This window comes from Azotosporobacter soli (assembly GCF_030542965.1).
Lineage (GTDB): Bacteria > Bacillota > Negativicutes > SG130 > SG130 > Azotosporobacter > Azotosporobacter soli.
On the sequence record NZ_JAUAOA010000004.1, the window covers coordinates 111733 to 130737 of the forward strand.

17 protein-coding genes and 1 pseudogene are annotated in these 19005 nt (G+C 51.5%); 14 read left to right on the top strand and 4 right to left on the bottom strand.

The window, feature by feature from the left end; all coding sequences use genetic code 11:
- The first annotated feature begins 73 nt into the window (after positions 1–73).
- From QTL79_RS06055 to QTL79_RS06105, 11 genes and pseudogenes are all read left to right on the top strand, one after another.
- A complete protein-coding gene (locus QTL79_RS06055; RefSeq protein ID WP_346354068.1) occupies positions 74–1252 on the top strand; it encodes an AraC family transcriptional regulator in 1179 nt (392 codons plus the stop codon).
- 269 nt (positions 1253–1521) lie between these two features.
- Entirely contained in the window at positions 1522–2082 is a 561-nt protein-coding gene (locus tag QTL79_RS06060; protein ID WP_346354069.1) for a hypothetical protein, read from the top strand.
- A 307-nt stretch (positions 2083–2389) separates the two neighbouring features.
- A complete protein-coding gene (locus QTL79_RS06065; protein WP_346354070.1) occupies positions 2390–4387 on the top strand; it encodes an autotransporter outer membrane beta-barrel domain-containing protein in 1998 nt (665 codons plus the stop codon).
- Between the two features lie 193 nt (positions 4388–4580).
- A complete protein-coding gene (locus tag QTL79_RS06070; protein ID WP_346354071.1) occupies positions 4581–6368 on the top strand; it encodes a BglG family transcription antiterminator in 1788 nt (595 codons plus the stop codon).
- Between the two features lie 25 nt (positions 6369–6393).
- Positions 6394–6849 carry a PTS sugar transporter subunit IIA gene (locus QTL79_RS06075; RefSeq protein ID WP_346354072.1) on the top strand — a complete coding sequence of 152 codons (456 nt, stop codon included), beginning with the start codon at positions 6394–6396 and terminating at the stop codon, positions 6847–6849.
- A 15-nt stretch (positions 6850–6864) separates the two neighbouring features.
- The gene (locus QTL79_RS06080; RefSeq protein ID WP_346354073.1) at positions 6865–7176 is read left to right on the top strand and encodes a PTS fructose transporter subunit IIB; all 312 of its coding nucleotides are present in this window, start codon (positions 6865–6867) and stop codon (positions 7174–7176) included.
- Positions 7177–7203: 27 nt separating this feature from the next.
- Positions 7204–8283: a PTS fructose transporter subunit IIC gene (locus QTL79_RS06085; protein WP_346354074.1), complete on the top strand. Its 1080-nt coding sequence runs from the start codon at positions 7204–7206 to the stop codon at positions 8281–8283.
- A gap of 17 nt (positions 8284–8300) precedes the next feature.
- Complete coding sequence (locus QTL79_RS06090; RefSeq protein WP_346354075.1) at positions 8301–9152, top strand: class II fructose-bisphosphate aldolase; 852 nt, start codon at positions 8301–8303, stop codon at positions 9150–9152.
- Between the two features lie 14 nt (positions 9153–9166).
- Entirely contained in the window at positions 9167–10030 is an 864-nt protein-coding gene (locus QTL79_RS06095) for a ketose-bisphosphate aldolase (RefSeq protein WP_346354139.1), read from the top strand.
- 764 nt (positions 10031–10794) lie between these two features.
- Positions 10795–11118: pseudogene (locus QTL79_RS17910) on the top strand (methyl-accepting chemotaxis protein); the annotation flags it as partial.
- Between the two features lie 157 nt (positions 11119–11275).
- Positions 11276–11635, top strand: a complete 360-nt coding sequence (locus QTL79_RS06105) for a DUF805 domain-containing protein (RefSeq protein ID WP_346354077.1) — start codon at positions 11276–11278, stop codon at positions 11633–11635.
- A gap of 29 nt (positions 11636–11664) precedes the next feature.
- Here QTL79_RS06105 and QTL79_RS06110 read toward each other — a convergent pair whose 3' ends face one another.
- From QTL79_RS06110 to QTL79_RS06125, 4 genes are all read right to left on the bottom strand, one after another.
- Positions 11665–11835, bottom strand: a complete 171-nt coding sequence (locus QTL79_RS06110; protein ID WP_346354078.1) for a hypothetical protein — start codon at positions 11833–11835, stop codon at positions 11665–11667.
- 119 nt (positions 11836–11954) lie between these two features.
- On the bottom strand, positions 11955–12719 hold the full coding sequence (locus QTL79_RS06115) for a DUF2310 family Zn-ribbon-containing protein (protein WP_346354079.1): 765 nt from the start codon (positions 12717–12719) through the stop codon (positions 11955–11957).
- 129 nt (positions 12720–12848) lie between these two features.
- Positions 12849–14279, bottom strand: coding sequence for a DHA2 family efflux MFS transporter permease subunit (locus tag QTL79_RS06120; RefSeq protein WP_346354080.1), 1431 nt, complete (start codon positions 14277–14279; stop codon positions 12849–12851).
- Positions 14276–14719 carry a MarR family winged helix-turn-helix transcriptional regulator gene (locus tag QTL79_RS06125; RefSeq protein WP_346354081.1) on the bottom strand — a complete coding sequence of 148 codons (444 nt, stop codon included), beginning with the start codon at positions 14717–14719 and terminating at the stop codon, positions 14276–14278. The genes QTL79_RS06120 and QTL79_RS06125 overlap by 4 nt, the downstream gene beginning before the upstream one ends.
- A gap of 158 nt (positions 14720–14877) precedes the next feature.
- Here QTL79_RS06125 and QTL79_RS06130 point away from each other — a divergent pair, with 158 nt between their 5' ends.
- From QTL79_RS06130 to QTL79_RS06140, 3 genes are all read left to right on the top strand, one after another.
- The gene (locus QTL79_RS06130; RefSeq protein ID WP_346354082.1) at positions 14878–15774 is read left to right on the top strand and encodes a LysR family transcriptional regulator; all 897 of its coding nucleotides are present in this window, start codon (positions 14878–14880) and stop codon (positions 15772–15774) included.
- A 565-nt stretch (positions 15775–16339) separates the two neighbouring features.
- Positions 16340–17728: an FAD-binding oxidoreductase gene (locus QTL79_RS06135; RefSeq protein ID WP_346354083.1), complete on the top strand. Its 1389-nt coding sequence runs from the start codon at positions 16340–16342 to the stop codon at positions 17726–17728.
- A 13-nt stretch (positions 17729–17741) separates the two neighbouring features.
- Positions 17742–18968 (top strand): (Fe-S)-binding protein, encoded by a 1227-nt coding sequence (locus tag QTL79_RS06140; RefSeq protein WP_346354084.1) that lies wholly within the window; start codon positions 17742–17744, stop codon positions 18966–18968.
- Positions 18969–19005 lie beyond the last annotated feature (37 nt).

A 19005-nucleotide genomic window follows, 5' to 3' on the forward strand; every position in this document is an offset into this window, starting at 1 on the left:
AAGCGCAAGAAATGATTCCGGCAGCGCGCTAGGAAGTGCTTACGGCTTAGAAAAGGATTGCGAGGTTATAAAAATGTATACAGAGAAAATTCCTTTTGAGGATAACGATCCGCTGCGCATCCAACTTTATAAGATCGACGAATATCCGTTGCATTGCCATGAAGACGCGATCGAAATCATCTTCGTGCTTAAAGGCACGGTGAAAGTGAAGGTGAGTTTTGAATACTTCACGTTGAGCGAAGGCGATTATGTGGTCGTGAACAAAGAAGACTCGCATAAGATATGGCGGCACGACAAGCGGGACAATATGGTCGCCGTTTTCCAGATCAGCCTGCTACAATACCGCAGCGCTTTTCCGCACATTGATTACGTTCTCTTTGCCTGTGAATCCTTTGATCTTGCAAAATACAAAGGGCATACGACAAAACTGCGCCAATGTTTGCTCAGCCTGATCGATAATACGATCAAAGGCGGTGAAGAAGAGGCGACAAAGGAGATCACAGACGGAATCATGGATACGCTGGTCAGAGAATATTCCCTGGAGCGCTATTACAACCGGCAGAGCGACATCAGTGACGAGAAACTGGCGATCTATTACAAGATCGTTCAATATATCTATGAGAACTATACAGCCAAAACGATCCTCGAAGACATCGCGCGCGAATCGTTTTATTCAAAGTCGTATATCTCGCACCTGTTCAAAGAGGTTGGCGCCGCCAGTTTTCAGGAGATTCTGGGTTATATCCGCGTCTATAAAGCGGAGCGACTGCTGCTGGAAAGCGATTACCCGCTTGCTGCAATATCCGAACGCTGCGGTTTTTCCGATATAAAATACTTAAATCAGACCTTTAAAAAATGGTTCCAGATCAAGCCCTCCGCGTATCGCCGGAACTATCAAAACCAAATCGGAAAAGAAGTGAAAGTAAAGCCCGTGTCTCACGATAAGGCCAAGCAGAAGCTCGAAGCGTTAGTCAACCTGGCTGATGACGATGACGAATATAAAGTGTGCATGACGCCGATCACGCTGAAAAACATCGGCTCCAAAACCGATCTGCTGCACTGCCTGAACCAGAATAAAAGTTTGAACGAAAGCGAAGCGGCGGCAACCGGAAAACAAGCGGGGACGAGCTATGCCGTCATCCGAATCGGCGCAGACGAGCATGCGGAAGATACAAAAGAACAATTGAAAAATTTCTTAGAGGACTTTTGCAACAAGGCAAGCGGTGAAATCGAATATTGGTTTATCAAATGAACGGCAAAGCGTTTTTACAATGATAAAGAGAGAAGGCTTTTAAGAGACCGGAAACTATACGGATAGTTTCCGGTCTTTAATTTGCAAAGAAGCGCTCTTGAAAAATCCGCGTCGTCAAGTGTTAGAGAATATTATAAGAGCAAGGCGGTAAAAATAACGAATACAGCAGAATTGTCATAGTACCATAGCGCGATTGGCCCATGAGAAAAAAACATACAACATTTATAATTGATAACAGGTAATTAAAAAAACAGAAAAGAGGGATGATAATGTCTAATGTAAATTCTTTTTTCAACCAATACCAAGATCTCCTTACCGCACAAGCCAAAGCCTTCAAAACTGCGATTGATGAACACGGCATTGAAAGTTTGAGTAATCCCGATAGTTTTTTCAAGATTTCCGCTACAAACCCTGGCATGGTAAAGGTCAATCAGGAGGCTGCATCGCAAGGATTTAGCACGAATGCATTTGGCTGGATGACCTCAGCCTCTTTTATAGTGGGAGCCCAAACGCTTACACCTCTGATTCTGGAAAAAGAGGGCAAGGAAACGAGAGGCTCCTGGACATCAACTACGCTAGGATTAAGTGCAGGCGCTGCCACAGGCCCTATGTGGGGATTTTTCAACCATGATCCGAAGTGGCTGATTATTGATGACGGAGGAACACACGTCAATACATATGGAGATGGATTTGCACTTGTCGCGGGGATTGAACAACTGTTTTTCACGCGCTCGGCGGATGACTCCTTTTTGGGCTGGATGATCGGGCCGGTTGCAGGTCTTAATTCCAATATATTCAAAGCCGGCATTTCCGGTAAGATTAGCTCCTGATTTTTATGCTAAGCGATGAACGCTGACGTATAAGTGAATAGCGAAAAACGAAGCGATAGGAACGAAGCTGTGAAGTTCCTATCGCTTCGTTTTTGAATTTTTGTTACTAAGGCCGAAGAAGAGAGCTGAATTGTCATAGTATCACAGCAGGATTGTCCTGCAATAATGAGCGGAAATCGGTTATAGTTATGAAAACGTGAGAGCGTCCGTCAAGAAAAAATAGGAGACGGATGGATTTCGAGCTGCGCTGGACAGGAGTGCGGAAGATAAATAAGTATGATTTTTGAACCAAGGAAGGTACGCTGCAATGAGGAAGAAAGCAAGGCTTAACCGAAAAAAAGTGCTGTTGATCCGTATGATCGGCTGTCTGGCCGGACTGGGACTGACCCCGGCGGCGCCAAGCGATCTGCTGCCCGTCGCGCACGCGGCGGTGATCGAGATCGACAACAGTACGATGGATGTTTACTGGAACTATATAGATGGTGCAAATGTTAACAGCGGCGGCACTCTGAATCTCCTTGGCAGAGCTAGCCTGGGTGGGATTACGAATGTAAACAGCGGCGGCACGCTGAACAGCACGCATAGTGATATAATGGGCACTACGAACGTCAACAGCGGTGGCGTGCTGAATGTCAACGACAGTGGCTATATAACGGGGATTACGAACGTCAACGGCGGCACGTTAAACGTCAACGCACTCGCTGGTGTGAATGGGATTACGAATGTCAACAGCGGCACAGTAAACGTCAACGCCTACGGTTATTTGTATGGTACTACGAACGTCAACAGCGGCGGCAAACTGAACATCAACGCCGGCGGCTATCTGAACAATTTGCATTGGATTACGAACGTCAACAACGGCGGTGTGCTGACCGTCAACGCCAGCGCTTGCGTGGATGGAACTACGAACGTCAACAGCGGCGGTGCGATACAATTGAAGGCCGGAGCGGCTTTGTCAGGAAATACGCAACTGGAGCAGGGCTTGATCCAGCTAAGCGATGCCTCGGCTGCCTATAGCATCACGAACCTGGCGGCCAACAACGGCGCAGTCAGTCTCTTTAACAACCGGAATGTCGGCAATAACCTTAGCATCGGGACGCTGCAAGGCACGACGACGTTTATCATCAATACCGACCTGGCGCACGGCCGATCCGACCGGATCGCGATCACGAACGCGGTGAATGCGCAAAATAAACTGAAGGTCAACTATGATCCGTCTTTTCTGACGGGCAGGAGCATAACCGGTTCGGCCGTATTTGCAACCGTAGCCTCCGGCAGCGCGACATTTCAGGCGTTGCCAACCGATTACGGCGCCTACCGTTATACGCCGACGCTCAGTCAAAGCGGGACGACCTGGAGCATAACCGGTTTTACGCTGCCAAGCGCAGGCAGCGAAGGCGCGAGCCAGACCGTATACAGCGGGTTGCATACCGCGACCAGCAATCTGATGCTCTGGCGGGCCGTAAACAACAACCTGACGCGGCGGATGGGCGAACTGCGCACATCGCCGGGCAATGCCGGCGAGTGGCTTCGGATCTATCGCGGCGCGCAGGAAACGCCAGGCAGTCAGCTGAAACAAACCTACACCGCGATGCAGGGCGGCTATGACACGCGGCACGAAGGGAAGAACGGCGTCTGGTTTACCGGCTATGCGCTCGGCTATCTGCAAGGCAGCAACACGCTGGAACGCGGCAGCGGCAGCAGCAGCAGCCTGACGCTTGGCGCATACGCGAGCTGGCTGGGCAACAACGGGCAGTACCTCGATCTGATCGCCAAACAAGGCCGCCTGCGCAACAATTTTGACTCCTATCTGAACAATGCGTCGGCGACGCAAGTCAATGGCAACTACAGCAATTGGGGCAGCAGTCTCTCGGCGGAATACGGTTTGCGCAAAAAATTGGCCAGCGGCTGGTATCTCGAACCGCAGGCGGAAATCAATCTGGGCCGGACAAGTTCGGCCAGCTATACGACCAGCGACGGAACGAGCGCTTATAATCGGGCGGCCAACTCGGTCGTCGGTCGTTTGGGCTTGGCGATCGGCCGGATGGTGGAGAAAAGCAGCTTTTACGTCAAAGCGTCGTTGGCCAGAGAATTCAGCGCCTCCTCTTCCGTTTCCATGACAAGCGGCGGTCTGCCCGGCGTTACGCTGGGACAAAATCTGAAAGACACCTGGCTGGAAATGGATCTCGGCTGGACGATTTCGCACGGCAACGGCTTGAATAGTTATCTCGAACTCAGCCGAACCAGCGGCGGCATCACCAATATGCCTTGGCAGGTGAACGCCGGGATCCGTAAAAGTTTTTAAAGGAAAATTGGATTAGAAAGTAAGTCATGCACGGCAACCTTTCCGCTTCTGACCGGAGCAGGGAAGGTTGCCGTTTTTCTTTTTTGCATGAGTATACTAAAATGGGAATGGCATTGTGGCAATGTTTTGTCATTTTTGAATTGATTCAATAATGCTACAATTCGAATGTAAGCAAAGGCAGGAGGAAATCCAAATGAAGGAGCTACAGCAGCGGCAGAAACAAATTTTGAAATATTTGTTGCAGACGGAGGATTTTGCACCTGTTAAAAAAGTTGCGGCGGTGCTGCAATGTTCGGTCAAAACGATACGCAATGATTTGGCGGGCATGGAAAAAAGCGGCGTGCTGCTGGAAAAAACGGCAGGGCGGGGGATTCGGATTCTTCCGGCGGGGCGCGATCATATCGGCGATATCGTCGCCGAGAGCAACTCGCTGCCGGATTTATCGGTGGAAAACAGGCGGCTGAAAATACTGTTTGAACTGTTTGAAGGCACGAAAGAAAAATTGTCGATCCAGTATCTGGCGGACAAGTATTTCGTCAGCAAGACTTCGATCGTAAATGATTTCAAGGTGATCGAAGAAAAACTGGCAAAGTACAATTTGCAATTGAAAAAAAGCATGCAGGGTACTTATTTGGTCGGTGCGGAAAGCGACATCCGCAAAGCGATGGTCGAGCGGCTGAACGAGCTGATCTGTGCGAAGCAAGTGGAAACCTCACGCATCGATAAGGAAACGATTTTGGAATTGGAAGAACACTTCGGCGAATTCAACGTCAATCAGGTGAAGGAAATCGTCGAAAAAGCGGAAGCGCTGTTGCAGTATCAAATAACGGAACCCTACTATATTAATCTGATCACGCACTTGTTGATTTTAATCCGGCGCACCAAACAGGGAAAAACCATTTATGCGCAAAGCAAAGCGGAAAAAATGCTGGACACGTCGTTTTATCGCGTTTCACAAGAAGTGGCCAAATGCCTAAGCGATACGTTTGCGATTCCGATCAACGAAGAGGAAGTGTTTTATATTTACCGCTATCTGATGTCGTCAGGCGGCGTAATTGCGCAAGAGACGTACGGCGGAAAAAACAATGCGGTCGATGACCTGCTGCAGCAAATGGCAACGGAAATGATTGCACTGGCGGAACAAATTTCGCAGCTTCAATTTCTCTTTACGCCGCTCTTGTTCAACAACTTAATCCTGCATCTGAAACCGATGCTGAACCGGATCGAGTACAATATCGAAATTAAAAATCCGTTGCTGGCGGAAATAAAAGAAGAGTTTCCCGCGATCGTGCTGCTGCTGAAGCTGGTGATCCTTAAAATCAGAATGCGCTACCAACTGCCGCGCATCAGTGAAGACGAGATCAGTTATATCGCGGTCTATTTTCAATCGGCGATCGAAGAGGCGATTCAGCGGAAAAATGTGATGATCATTTGCTCGACCGGCGTCGGCACTTCGCATCTGTTGGCGAAGCGGGTAACCAATCAGTTTCCCGAGTGGAACATTGTCGACATCATTTCAGCGAAAGAATTGGAACGAAAAAAGGATCTGACGCAGATTGATCTGGTGCTGTCCACGGTAAAACTGGCCAAGCCGATCAATAAACCGGTGGCTTATGTCAGCGCACTCTTCAATAAGACGGATGTAGGCCGGATTAAAGAATTGCTGGTCAACGGCCATCAAGCGGTGACGGAAGAGGGAAAGTTGGAACGGGAAATGCCGGAGGAAAAAGAACTCCAATGGACAAAAGAGCAGCACGCAGAGCCTGCGCAGGCGGGGCTTGTCGAACGCATTGCGTGGAACAAGCTGGAGGTTTGCGTATACCGGAAACAAAGCGGGAAAAAAGAAGAGAGCGTGACCGTCTTGCAAGAGATGGCCGCCGGGAAAAAGAAAATGGTTCTTATGCTCGCTGACGAGCAGGAATTGTCCGCAGCGCTGCTGCGAAAATGCTATTCTTTTTTGCTGAAGACAAAACAGGGATAAACTACAACAAGCGGAGGGCTCAGATATGGATTTGTCGATGGTGATTGATGAAAGTCGCATTAACCTGGAACTGGATGTGGCGGATAAAGCGGAAGCGATAGACGCGTTGGCGGATATGCTGATGGCATCGGGCGCATTATCTTCAAAGGAAGGTTTCGTGCAAGACGTCTATTTAAGAGAAGCGGAAGGGATGACCGGAATCGGCGGCGGCATTGCCATTCCGCACGGTAAATCGAACAGCGTCATAAAAACGTCGCTGGCGATCGGACGGACAAAAGCGCCGATACTATGGGAGTCTTTGGATGACGAACCGATTCAATGCATCATCTTGTTTGCGGTGCGCGATGTGGACAGCACCACGGTGCATGTGAAGCTGCTCGGCGAATTCGCCGGAAAACTGGCCGACGAACAGGTGGTGGAACGGTTGTTCAGCAGTACGCAAACCAGTGAAATCATCGCTATCTTCAGCGGAAATAAATAAGAAGGAGTGAGCAATATGAACATTGTCGGAATCGCAGCCTGCACGTCCGGGATCGCCCACACCTACATCGCCAAAGAAAAGCTGCTCAAAGCGGGAAAGGAGTTAAACCATACCATCCATATTGAAACACAGGGCACGATCGGCACCGAAGACGAGCTGCCCGCCGCTGCGATTGCCGCAGCCGACGTCGTGATCATCGCCGCGGACATCAAAGTGGGCGGCAGGGAACGGTTTCAAGGAAAACGGATCGTAGAAGTGCCTACGCACATCGCGATCAAATCGCCGAAAGCCTTACTGAACAAAATCCAAGCCGATCTGAACGGGTAAAAATGAGGAAAGTGGAGGTTGTTTTTTATGTTGAAAGAGTTGGAATTAAAACGGCATGCGTTGACCGGCATCTCCTATATGATCCCGCTCGTGGTTGCATCCGGCTTACTGATTGCGATCGGCAATATAGCCGGCGGCAATCCGGCCTTGATTTCGGATTATAAAAGCCAGTACAACATCTGGGAAGCGGCCGTAACGCTCGGCGTGTATGGCATGGGGCTGATTCCGGCGATCATGTCGGCCGCGATCGCCTATTCGATTGCCGACCGGCCGGGGATTGCGCCGGGCTTGTTAATGGGCATGATCGCCAATGCGATGGGCGCCGGGTTCCTCGGCGGCATGCTGGGCGGTTATATGTCCGGCTGGTGCGTTAACTTTCTCAAGAAAAACATAAAAGTACCGCTTTGGGCGCAGGGCCTGATGCCGATGATGATCATCCCGCTGCTGGCCTCGCTGATTGTCGGCTTTATCATGTTCTTTGTGATCGGACGGCCGATTGCAGCCGCATCGTTTGAACTGCGCGACATGCTGGTCAATATGCAGGGCGGTTCAAAAGCGGTATTCGGTTTGATCATGGGCGCAATGGCGGCGTTCGATTTCGGCGGGCCCGTCAACAAAGTGGCCTCGCTGTTTGCCGACGGCTTGTTAGTCGAGAAAATATACGGGCCGGAAGCGATCAAGATTTGCGCATCGATGATCCCGCCGTTTGGCGTAGCGCTCTCCTGGCTGATCAGAAAGGCGCGTTACAGCAAGAGCGAAGCGGACAATATAAAGATTGCCTTTCCGATGGGGATTTGCATGATTACCGAAGGCGTCATCCCGATTGCCGCGGTGGATCCGTTTCGCGTGATCTTTTCCTGCTCGTTCGGCGCGGCGATCGGCGGCATGCTGATCATGCTGCTCGACGTCGGATCGCCGGTACCGTCCGGCGGCATGTTCATCGTTCCGGCGATGCAAAATCCGCTCGGCTTTTTGATCTCGCTCGGCGCGGGCAGTCTGATCACCGCATTGCTGCTCGTCGCGCTGAAGAAAGACGTTGACGAAAATGCCGAAGCGGTCGAGGCAGAGGAGGACGAGCTGGATCTGTCGAGCATCAGCATAAAATAGGTAGGAGAGTAGACGCTATGTATGTTTCGATGAAGGATATGTTGGACAAAGCGAACGACGGATTTTATGCGGTCATGGCGATCAACTGCTTTAATCTGGAGACGGCGCGCAGCGTGATTCGCGCCGCCGAAGAGGAAAACGCGCCGATTATCATCAATCTCTACCAGGATCATTTGGTCGAGCATTGCGACAGCCGTTTGATTGCTCCGCTCGTCAAGACGCTGGCCGAGCGTACGGCGGTAAAGGTCGCGCTCAACTTTGATCACGGACAGGACGTATTGCTGCTGAAAAAAGCGATCGATGACGGATTTTCTTCGGTCATGGTCGATGCTTCGCGCTTCGGCCTGGCCGGCAACATTGCAATGACGAAAGAAATCGTCGACTACGCGTTTCCCAAAGGCGTCAGCGTAGAAGGAGAAATCGGCTGCATCGGCAGCACCGAGCAGGCGGAGTTTACTGACGGTTCCATGTACAGCGATCCCGAGGAAGCGGTTGCGTTCGCCAGGCAAACCGGCGTTGACGCTTTGGCGATTTCAATCGGCTCGTCGCACGGCAACTATCCGCCCGGCATGATCCCCGCTTTTGACTTTGAACGGCTGCAATACATAAAAAAGCAAACCAAGATGCCGCTCGTTCTGCACGGCGGCTCGGGTTCGGGCGAAGCCAACATTGTAAAGGCGGTCAAGCACGGGATCAATAAGATCAACGTCGGCTGCGATTTCATGAATGCCAATCTGAGCGCGGCGAAACAATATCTGCAACAAGAGGGCGAGCTAAACTATTACGAGCTGGTCAGTCGCGTGGAAAAAGAGAGCCGTGAAGTTGTGCGGCATTACATTCGCTTAGCGGGTTCCAATAATAAAAATTGAGGAGATCGATGAATATGTTAGTAAACATGAAAGAATTATTGTCAGTGGCGCAGAAAAATCAATTCGCGGTGCCTGCGTTCAATGTGAGCAGCAGCATGATTTTCAAAGGGGTGATGGAAGCGTGCAACGAAAAAAAAGCGCCGGTTATTATCGCGATTCACCCGGATGAATTATCGTTTCTCGAAGACAGCTTCATTGCCGGTGTACGGGAAGAAGCAAGCAAGAGCAATGTTCCAGTTGCGATTCATCTCGATCATGGCGGCGACTTTGCGCAAGTCGTGAGAGCGATTAAATGCGGCTTCACGTCGGTTATGATCGACGCGTCGCTGCTGCCGTTTGAGGAAAATGTCGCGATCACGCAAAAGGTCATCGAAATGGCGCATGCGGTAAACGTCTCGGTCGAAGCCGAACTCGGCACGATCGGCAGCACCGGAAACGGTGGCGAAAGCGGCAGCGAGCAAATCATTTATACCGATCCGGCGACCGTCAAAGAATTTGTTTCACGAACCGGCGTCGATACCCTGGCGATTGCAATCGGCACTTCGCACGGCATTTACCCAAAAAACATGAAGCCAAAGCTGCGCCTTGATTTATTGAAGGAAATCAGAAGCTGCGTCGACATTCCGCTCGTCCTGCACGGCGGCTCGGCGAACACCGACAGCGAAATTGCCGAATCGGTCAAGCTCGGCATCTCCAAGATCAATATCTCAAGCGACATCAAAGAAGCGTTTTACCAAAAATGCCGTGAAGTATTGCAAGATACGTCGCTGCGCGAACCGAACGCGATCTATCCGCCCTGCATCGAAGCGATGAAAGAAGTCATCGAGCAAAAACTGGAACTGTTCAACGACGTCGGCCAAGCCAGACATTACCTGTAAGAAAACCGCGCGGCACTAAAAAAGCCCTCTCTCATTACCCGGGCCAGCGCTTGGCGGAGGCAACTCTCCTTCAAGTGCTGTGCCGGGTCTTTTGTTTTTTCGCATGTGATTTGAAGAAATCTCTGGACAGTATTGCGTACGAAAGTGCGTCATTGCGTATAAAAATATTATATGTTATATTTTAGCTGAATATAACGAAGCTGCTAAGCGTAGTGACGGTAGTGCGAAAAATGGGAAAGAGGTGTTGAGTAGTGGAAACTGGCGACGAAAAAAGCCCTTTACTGGAGGCTCTAAAAACTGCATTGCCCTATTTTAACAAGATTGTGCGCGATGATATGGCGGTAGGCTTAACGGATTTAAACGAATATCTTGGTTCGCAGTCGGCGCAGGGCTTTGGCGTCGAATTGCCGCCCGGCAAGCCGATTAAAGGAATTGCGCGAATCGAAGAATGCATCCGAACCGGCAAGACGGTCTATGCCGATGTACCGAAAGAAGTATACGGCCGCGTGATAAAAACCATGTTCGTGCCGGTGATCGAAAACGGCAAGGTGGTCGGTACGATCAGCTCGGGGATCGATGCGCAGAACACGATGGATATGATTGAAATCGTGGAAAATTTGGCCTCGAACACCGGACGCGTTACCGAAAGCGTGGAGCAAATGGCGAAAAGTGCGGCGGAACTGGCCGACTCAGGCCAGAGCAGCATCCGTCTGGCGCAGGAGATGAGTGACCGGACAAAAAGAACGACGGATTTGATGGAGTTCATCCGAACCATTGCGGCGCAGACTAATCTTTTGGGGCTAAACGCCGCGATCGAAGCGGCCCGCGCAGGCGAACACGGACGCGGTTTCGCAGTCGTCGCGGAAGAAGTGCGCAAACTGGCGGAACAGTCGCAGGAAGCGGCGAAAAACATTCAAAAGACTTTGAACGAAATGAATACGGTGGTCGCGGAAATGGGCAAGGCGATTGAAACGACCGGAGCGGTCAGTCAGGAACAGGCGGCGGCCACGCAGGAAATGATGTTTACGCTGGAAAGCATTAACGGCATCGCGCATCGACTGGAAACCGTCGTCAATCGCGTCCGTTAAAAATATAAAAGAGAAATGAAAAGCAGCTGCAACAAAACAGGATTTCTGTTTTATTGCAGCTGCTTTTGCTTTAAAAGTTTATAGATTGTTTAAAATTAGCCGCGCCAATTTCTTATATAATGAAAGGGAAGCAATCGAAAGAAGGAGGCGAGTCCCTGTGCGTTGGTATATAGAAGTTTTGAAAAAGTATGCCGTATTTAATGGTCGTGCCGGACGGGAAGAGTTTTGGTATTTTACCTTAGTCAGTTTTATCATTAATATCTGCTTGTCGCTGTTGGATCGTCTTTTAGGCATGGGCGGCGAAGGCTTGTTAGGCCTGATTTACATGGTTGCGACGCTTTTGCCGAGTCTTGGAGTTTCTTTCCGTCGCCTGCATGACACCGGACGCAGCGCCTGGTGGATGCTGACGTTGTTCATTCCGATTCTGGGCGTGTTTGTCTATTTAGGATTGATGACGTTTAAAAGTCAGGAAGGCGATAATCAATACGGGCAAAATCCGCAGAATCAGACAGCGTAAAGAAAACGGCAACAAAAAAACTTGCAGCATCAATCTGCAAGTTTTTTTTGTTGCCGTTTCGTTTGCACGAAGCGGTAAATGCCGTAGCCGACCAACGCGATTACGATCGGTACGAACAACAGGTTCGTCAGTTTCGCTCCCGTATGCCAAGCCATGCTATGCATGACCTTTTGGACAAATCCATCCATCATATGTTGCAAGCGTTATCATCCCTTCATTCTGGCACGAATTATAGTGCTGTTTTATGTATATAAGAATTCGCGCTGCAAGCGGATGTTCCTGCTTGCCGTTACTGCTGCTTTTAGCAAATTCAAGACTTTTAAAGCGACCAAGTCACATTAGAAAGAAGGCGACAAGAGTTGCATTGGAAATCAAACAGGCCGTGAAGAGGTTCTTTAAGCAACCAATTTTCATTACAGCAGGGGCATTTGCGCTGTAGTTCGGCTTTTTTACTTCGGCCAGAAGATCGTAGGAGATAGTAATAGGTTGGTACAGTGGTCAGAGTTGTAATACGTCGGCAAATATCGATGCCGCGTTTGCTTAAGCTGCTGTTGGCTTGAGACAGTTCTTTTAGAGCAAAGCGTTCACCAGTCGAACAATTCATTTGCAAGGTATCACATGCTCGATAATCGCTTTCCCAGGTCATGACGTCAACATATTCGTCATCTTTTGTTGTCGGTATCTTATATAAGGGGATTGAACCGAAGCAATCGCCACAACGAAGCGGTGATTCCAGTGAAAGATAGTTGGTATAAAGAAAATAAGCATGCACTTTTTGGCAATTGCAAAGCGGTGCGCTTGAAGAATCATGTCCGATTATTTTCCATGACCACTCAATGCCCAAATTCTTTAGTGCGGCAGAGAAATTTTTTTCGTAAATAGTGGGAGCTTGCGCCAATGCAGTTTCCTCCGGCGCACATAAATAAGTACGATAGCCAGTAGGAACGCTTGCAAGCGGATACTCCTGACCGATAATTTTCCCTCCCATGCGCAATGCATGAAGTAGGCACTCGATGGCTTCCACTAAATGTTCTTTCTTTGTATGTGGTTGAGCGGCATGAAAATCAATTTCGACTACAACCATATGCGATACCTTTTCCTTTTTATTTCTCTGCGTATATGCAGATTGCGCTAAATCGCTTCGAAAGTGCTGCAATCTACACAATCTTTTATTGCTAAAAAGTAAAAAATACTTTAGGGAAAATAAATCGAATCAAACCGTCCGTTTTTTGCGCGTCCACAACGAGAGCGCGAAGCCGACGATGCCCAGAAGGAGAAAGAAGCGGAAATTCTGCTGCGTGCCGAAGGCGATTGCTTGCGCTTGCAGCGCAGGCGTAACGTCGCGATAGAGCGTAAGAAAATTGGCGCTGTTCATGGTCAGGAGACTTGAGGCCAGCGCCGTACCGAGCGCCCCGGCGACCTGCTGCAAAGTGGCCATGATTGCGACGCCGTCGGCGTTGTACTTCGGCGGCAGCTGGTTGAGACCGTTCGTCTGCGCAGGCATTAAGAGCATCGAAGCGCCGAACATGAAGAGCGCGTAAACGACGGTTGTCTCGTTCAGATTGGCTTGCGTGAAGGAAAAAACGGCCAGCGTCAGACTGAGCAGAAAAAAACCGGTCAGCAGCAAGAGTCTTGCGCCGTGTTTGTCGTAAAAACGGCCGGTAAACGGCGACATGATGCCGTTGATCATAGCGCCGGGCAACATGACCAAGGCCGCTGCAATGCTCGAAAAGCCCAGGGCTTTTTGCACGTAAAGCGGCAGGACGAAACCGGCAGCCAATACCGTCATCATGCTGATCATCACGATGGCCGCGCCGATGCTGAACATGGCATGCGAAAATACGCGAACATGAATCAGTGGTTTATCGAGACGCAACTGGCGGACGACAAATGCGGCCAGACTTAAAGCGCCGCTAACGAGACAGCTGAGTACGGCAGCGTCCTTCCAGCCAAGCTCGGCGGAAATGCTCACGCCGTAAACGAGTCCGACAAAGGCGAGCGTGGAAAGGAAAATGGAAAGCGCATCGATCGAAATGCTTTCTTCAGAGCGGATGTCCTTGATATAGCGGCTGCCGCAAAGAAAAGAAAGCGCAAGCAGCGGCAGCACACTGAAGAAAATCCAGTGCCAGTTCAGCCACTCGATCATCACGCCGCCGAATGTGGGGCCGAGCGCCGGGGCGAAACTGGCGACAAGTCCGGCGAGTCCCATGACGCGTCCGCGATGGCTGAGCGGAATCTGCGCTAAGATAATGTTCATCAAAAGCGGCAGCGAGATGCTCGTGCCGACCGCCTGGATGATCCGCCCTGCGAGCAGCAGCCAGAACGTCGTCGCGAAGCCGCAGAGCATTGTGCCGAAGGCAAAGAGAAAGATCGCCGCTTGGAATAAGCGTTTCGTGCGAACCTTTTTTACCAAGAGCGGCGAAAGCGGGATCAGCGTCGAAAGCGTCAGCAGATAGCCGGTAGTCAGCCATTGAATGACGGCGGCCGAAACGCCAAGCTCATCGATCAGCAGCGCATACGCGATGTTCAATGCGGTTTCGGAAAGGATGCCGATAAACGTGACCAGAGCAAGCGAGACGATAACGATAAGCGTGGTTTTATGCACGGCGGCTTCTTCGCCGACCGCAAGTGCAGGCCGGTTCAAGCGGACACCTCCTGCATCGCTTGATGGATGAAAGCGACCGTGTCGATCATCGAGAGATATTTTTCGCGCTCAAGCCGGGAGAAGAGCGTCGCCAGTTTGGCATGGTAATCGAGCACGTATTGCTGGACGCAGTCCTGGCCTGGCGGCGTAAGTTCGAGCAATACGATCCGCTTGTCGGCAGCGTCCGTGACCTTCTTTAGCATTGCCAAGTCGGCCAGCTCGTTGATCAGCTTTGTGATGCTGGGTTTGGTGATTTGCAGCGCGCTGCTGACGTCGCTGACGCGGACGCTGCCGTTTTGCGCAAGCTGCTGATGGATGGCATGCAAGACGCGAATATGGCTTGGCTTCATGCCGCTAGGCAGTTCGGGCAGCAATTCGGTTGCCTTTTTTGCCAGCCAGAGGGATTCTAAAATCGGGATGACCAGATCAGATGTAGACATGGGATGCCTCTTTCTTTAAATTAGTTACTTATAGTAATTATTATATATAACTAAAAATGTTTTCGCAAGCGATAACGGCGCGGCGATTTTTTTATTAGGTGCAGTGTTATAATTGAAGGAAAGAAATGGGGATGCGGACAGGGGAGGCTCGGTGGAGCATGGAATTACGACAGATCGAATATTTCTGCATGGTGGGCAAACTGCAAAGTTTTACGCGTGCCGCAGAACAATTACACATTTCGCAGCCGTCAATCACGCAGGCCATTCGCAAGCTCGAAGAAGAGATCGCGGTGCAGCTGTTTGATCGGAGCAAGAAGAAGGCCGTCCTTACGGCGGAAGGCGAAGCGTTTCTGCCCCGCATGCAAAAAATTCTTGAAGACTGCCGCGCAGCGGTTCAGGAAGCGAAAGACTTCAAGTCCTGCCGCAAAGGCACGGTCAAGGTCGGCGTGCCGCCGATGATCGAATCGTATCTCTTCCCGGATATCTTTTCCTGCTTTAAACAGCTCTATCCGGGCTTGCAACTGATCGCGTTCGAAGAAACCTCCTCGCTTGATGCGGGCGACAAGCTGGAGAAAGAAGAACTCGATCTGGCGATCATCATTCTGCCGGAAAGCTCGGAAACGCTGAACACGCTGGTGATCACGCAGGAAGAGTTCGTGCTCTGCGTGCAGCCGGGGCATCCGCTTTGCGCCGAAAAAGCGGTGCGATTTGAGCAATTGAAGAGCGAACCGTTCGTTTTGCTGAAAGAAAAATCGTTCCAGCACCAAATCGTCGCCAGTCGCTGTCAGCGCCAGCACTTCAGGCCGAACACGATCCTTTCCACCAACCAAATCAAGACGATGAAGAGTCTGATCGCCAACGGATCGGGTATCTCGCTCTTGATGAAGATGGTCGTGCGCGACGATCCGCAGATCGCGGTCGTGCCGCTGCAGGAACCAATTCGCTTTGATATCGGTCTGGCGTGGAAAAAAGAGCGCTGTCTCTCCAACGCTTCGCTCGCGTTTATTAAATTCATTAAGGAACAGTATAAACTGACGCAGGTAAAGCATTCATAAAAGGGACATCGCAAAATAGGAAACGCTATTTTGCGATGTCCCTTCCTTCATACTTGGGTTATAAGTGTTTTAAGAATTTGCCTTAGCAAAATAAATTTGATAGTCATGCGATTTATTAATACTTTTAGTCTTTTCCGCGAAAATAGTTTTACCGGAACTGATCGTTCTTCGGACCAGCCATGGTCGCACCAACCTGCAACCACGGGAATACCAGATATATGACGCCATCCATGGCGCAATATCTGCAAGCAGCGTCCTGCTGCTTGTTCCAGTGCTTTTGGTTGTTGCTCCCTGGCTGGTTTCCTCGCTCTTAACGTCTCGGAAAAACTACTTCCGCGGGGAATTTGAAGGAACGGCTGAGGAAAATCATAGAGATTTGCAAAGCTCATTCTGTAATCGTTTTTTTTATTCTATTACTTCGGTCTGGCGACATGATAGGCGCAGGCTATCAACTCATTGTTAGAATGTATTTTGCTTTGCCGGAGCAAGGTGATACTGTGTAGATATGGGAATAAAATAACAATGTGAATGCGCTTCTTTTGCGCAGACGTTGGAGGTAGAGCGAATGATAAGCGAGGAAATCAAAAAAAAGATCCGTGCGATCGTGGGCGCGGAGAATGCACTGGACTCGAAAGACGAATGCTTTGGCTATTCTTATGACTCCTCATTCGTACCGTTGGCGGAGCAGCATATTCCCGATCTGGTCGTCATGCCGCGCAGCACGGAGGAAGTTTCCGGCATCATGGCGATTGCGCACGAATACGGCGTGCCGGTCACGCCGCGCGGCACGGCGAGCGGTCGCACCGGCGGCAGCATCCCCGACAACGGCGGCATTTCGCTTGCGCTGCATCGCATGACCAGGATCATCGAACTGGACGAAGGCAACATGATGGTCACAGTCGAAGCGGGCGTGCGTACGATTGACGTCTATGATCACTGTGCGGCCAAAGGCCTGTTCTTTCCACCCGATCCGGCAAGCTGGAAATACTCGACGATCGGCGGCAACATTGCGGAGAATGCGGGCGGCATGCGCGCGGTCAAATACGGCGTGACGAGCAATTACGTGATGGGGCTCGAAGTCGTCCTGCCGGACGGCAGCGTCATCAACACCGGCGGCAAAGCGATCAAAAACGTGACCGGCTATAACCTGACGCAGCTTTTTACCGGTTCGGAAGGCACGCTCGGCATCGTCACCAAGGCGATTCTGCGTCTCATCCCGATGCCGAAGCTGCGCAACACGATACAACTGATGTTTCCTTCGCTCGACAGCGCCTGCGAGACGATACACAAGATGCTTGTTACCGGCGTCGTACCTGCGGCGGCGGAAATCATGGACAAGATCAGCTTGCAGGCGGTGAGCCGCCATCGCAAGCTCGACATCGATCCGCGCATCGAAGCGTGCATCGTGCTGGAAATCGATGCGGAAAGCGATGCGAATCTTGCTAAACAGGCGGAGCAGATCAAAGCCATTGCCGCAGAACGCGGCGTGCAGGAAGTCCGCGTCGCCGCGTCGCAGCAGGAAGTCGACGATATCTGGGCGATCCGGCGCGGACTTAGCTCCGCCATCGGCGCAGCCGCGCCGAACCGGTTCGGCGAAGACATTTCCGTGCCGCGCAACGCGTTTCCCGAAACGATCCGCCGGATTCGCAAAATCGCGGAAAAGTACGACCTGACTATTGCGGTCTACGGGCATGCAGGCGATGGCAACGTGCATCCGTCCGTGCTTTGCGACCTCTCAAAACCGGGCGAAGAAGCCAAAGTGCACGAAGCGATCAACGAAATCTTCGCGGTCGCGATCGATGTCGGCGGTACGCTCTCCGGCGAACACGGCATCGGCATAACCAAACGGCCGCACATCGAAAAGGCGCTGGGCGCAAGCGGCGTCAACGCGCTGCAACTCGTCAAGCAGGCCTTTGACCCAAAAGGGATCATGAATCCTAATAAAATTTGGTAGCGAGGAGTTCAATATGAAAAAGGCAGATACAAACGCATGCTTTACGGAAGTGAACGCCATCGTCAGCCAGTGCGACCGCTGCGGCAGCTGCCTGACCGTATGCCCGCTGTTCGGTGAAAAAGACATCGAGTCTTCCAGCGCGCGCGGCAAGAACAATCTGGCGCGCGCCTTGGTGCACGGCGTCGTTCAGCCAAGCGATGAAGTGCTTGGCATGGTCAATTTTTGCCTGCTCTGCCGCAGCTGCGTCGACAATTGCCCGAACAAGGTGAAGACCGATGACGCGATGATCGCGCTGCGTCAATACTTTGCCGACAAAAACGGCGGACCCGGCGCGAAATATAAGGCGCTCGGCCTGCTGATGAAAAACAGGACGCTGGTGAAACTGTCAGCCGGAACCTGCAACGTGCTGCGCAAGATCGGCGCGAATGCGCTCTTGCCGAACGGCGTCATACCGAGCGAATTCACGCGCCGCCAATACCTGGCGTCTTTTGCCGGGCCTGCCGCGCTGGGCTCGGCTGCGCCGCTGACGAAACAAAACGTGTCGCAAGAGAGCAAGGTCGCCTACTTTACCGGCTGCGGCATGCAGATGCTGTTTCCCGACGCAGTGGCGGCAAGTCTTGCTGCGCTGCGCACAGTGACGACGCCGCAAGTCGTCGACAACCACTGCTGCGGCCTGCCGCATCTTGCGCACGGCCAGCGGACGGAATTCCTGGAGCTGGCCAAACAGAACATCGCCCTCTTCGAAGCGGCCGATCGGATCGTCAGCGACTGCGCTAGCTGCAGCGGGACGCTGAAGCATATCGCCGCTTACTTTGCGGACGACCCCGTCTGGCGCGAACGCGCGGCCGCCTTTAGCGCAAAAGTCATGGGACTCAGCGAATACCTCGTCCAAGCCGGCTATACGCCGCGCAAGGGCGGCGACGCAGTGATTACGTTCCATGAACCATGCCACTTAGGACGCGGTCAGGGCATAAAAAAACAGCCGCGCGAACTGCTGCAGGCGACAGGCCGCTTCGTCGAGATGAAAGGCTCCGACCGCTGCTGCGGCGGCGCAGGTTCGTTTCATCTCGACTACCCCGAAATCGCGGCGAAAGTCCTCGAAAAAAAACGCAGCAACATCGAACAAGCCGGCGCGGACATCGTCGTCTCCGAATGCCCGACCTGTCTCGTGCAACTGCAAAAAGCCTCCGCCCGCAGCAACGGAAAATTCAAAGTCATGCATATTAGTCAGGTGATTTGAAGCGAAGATGTGAAGAATGTGCGCGGGGAAGGGAAGC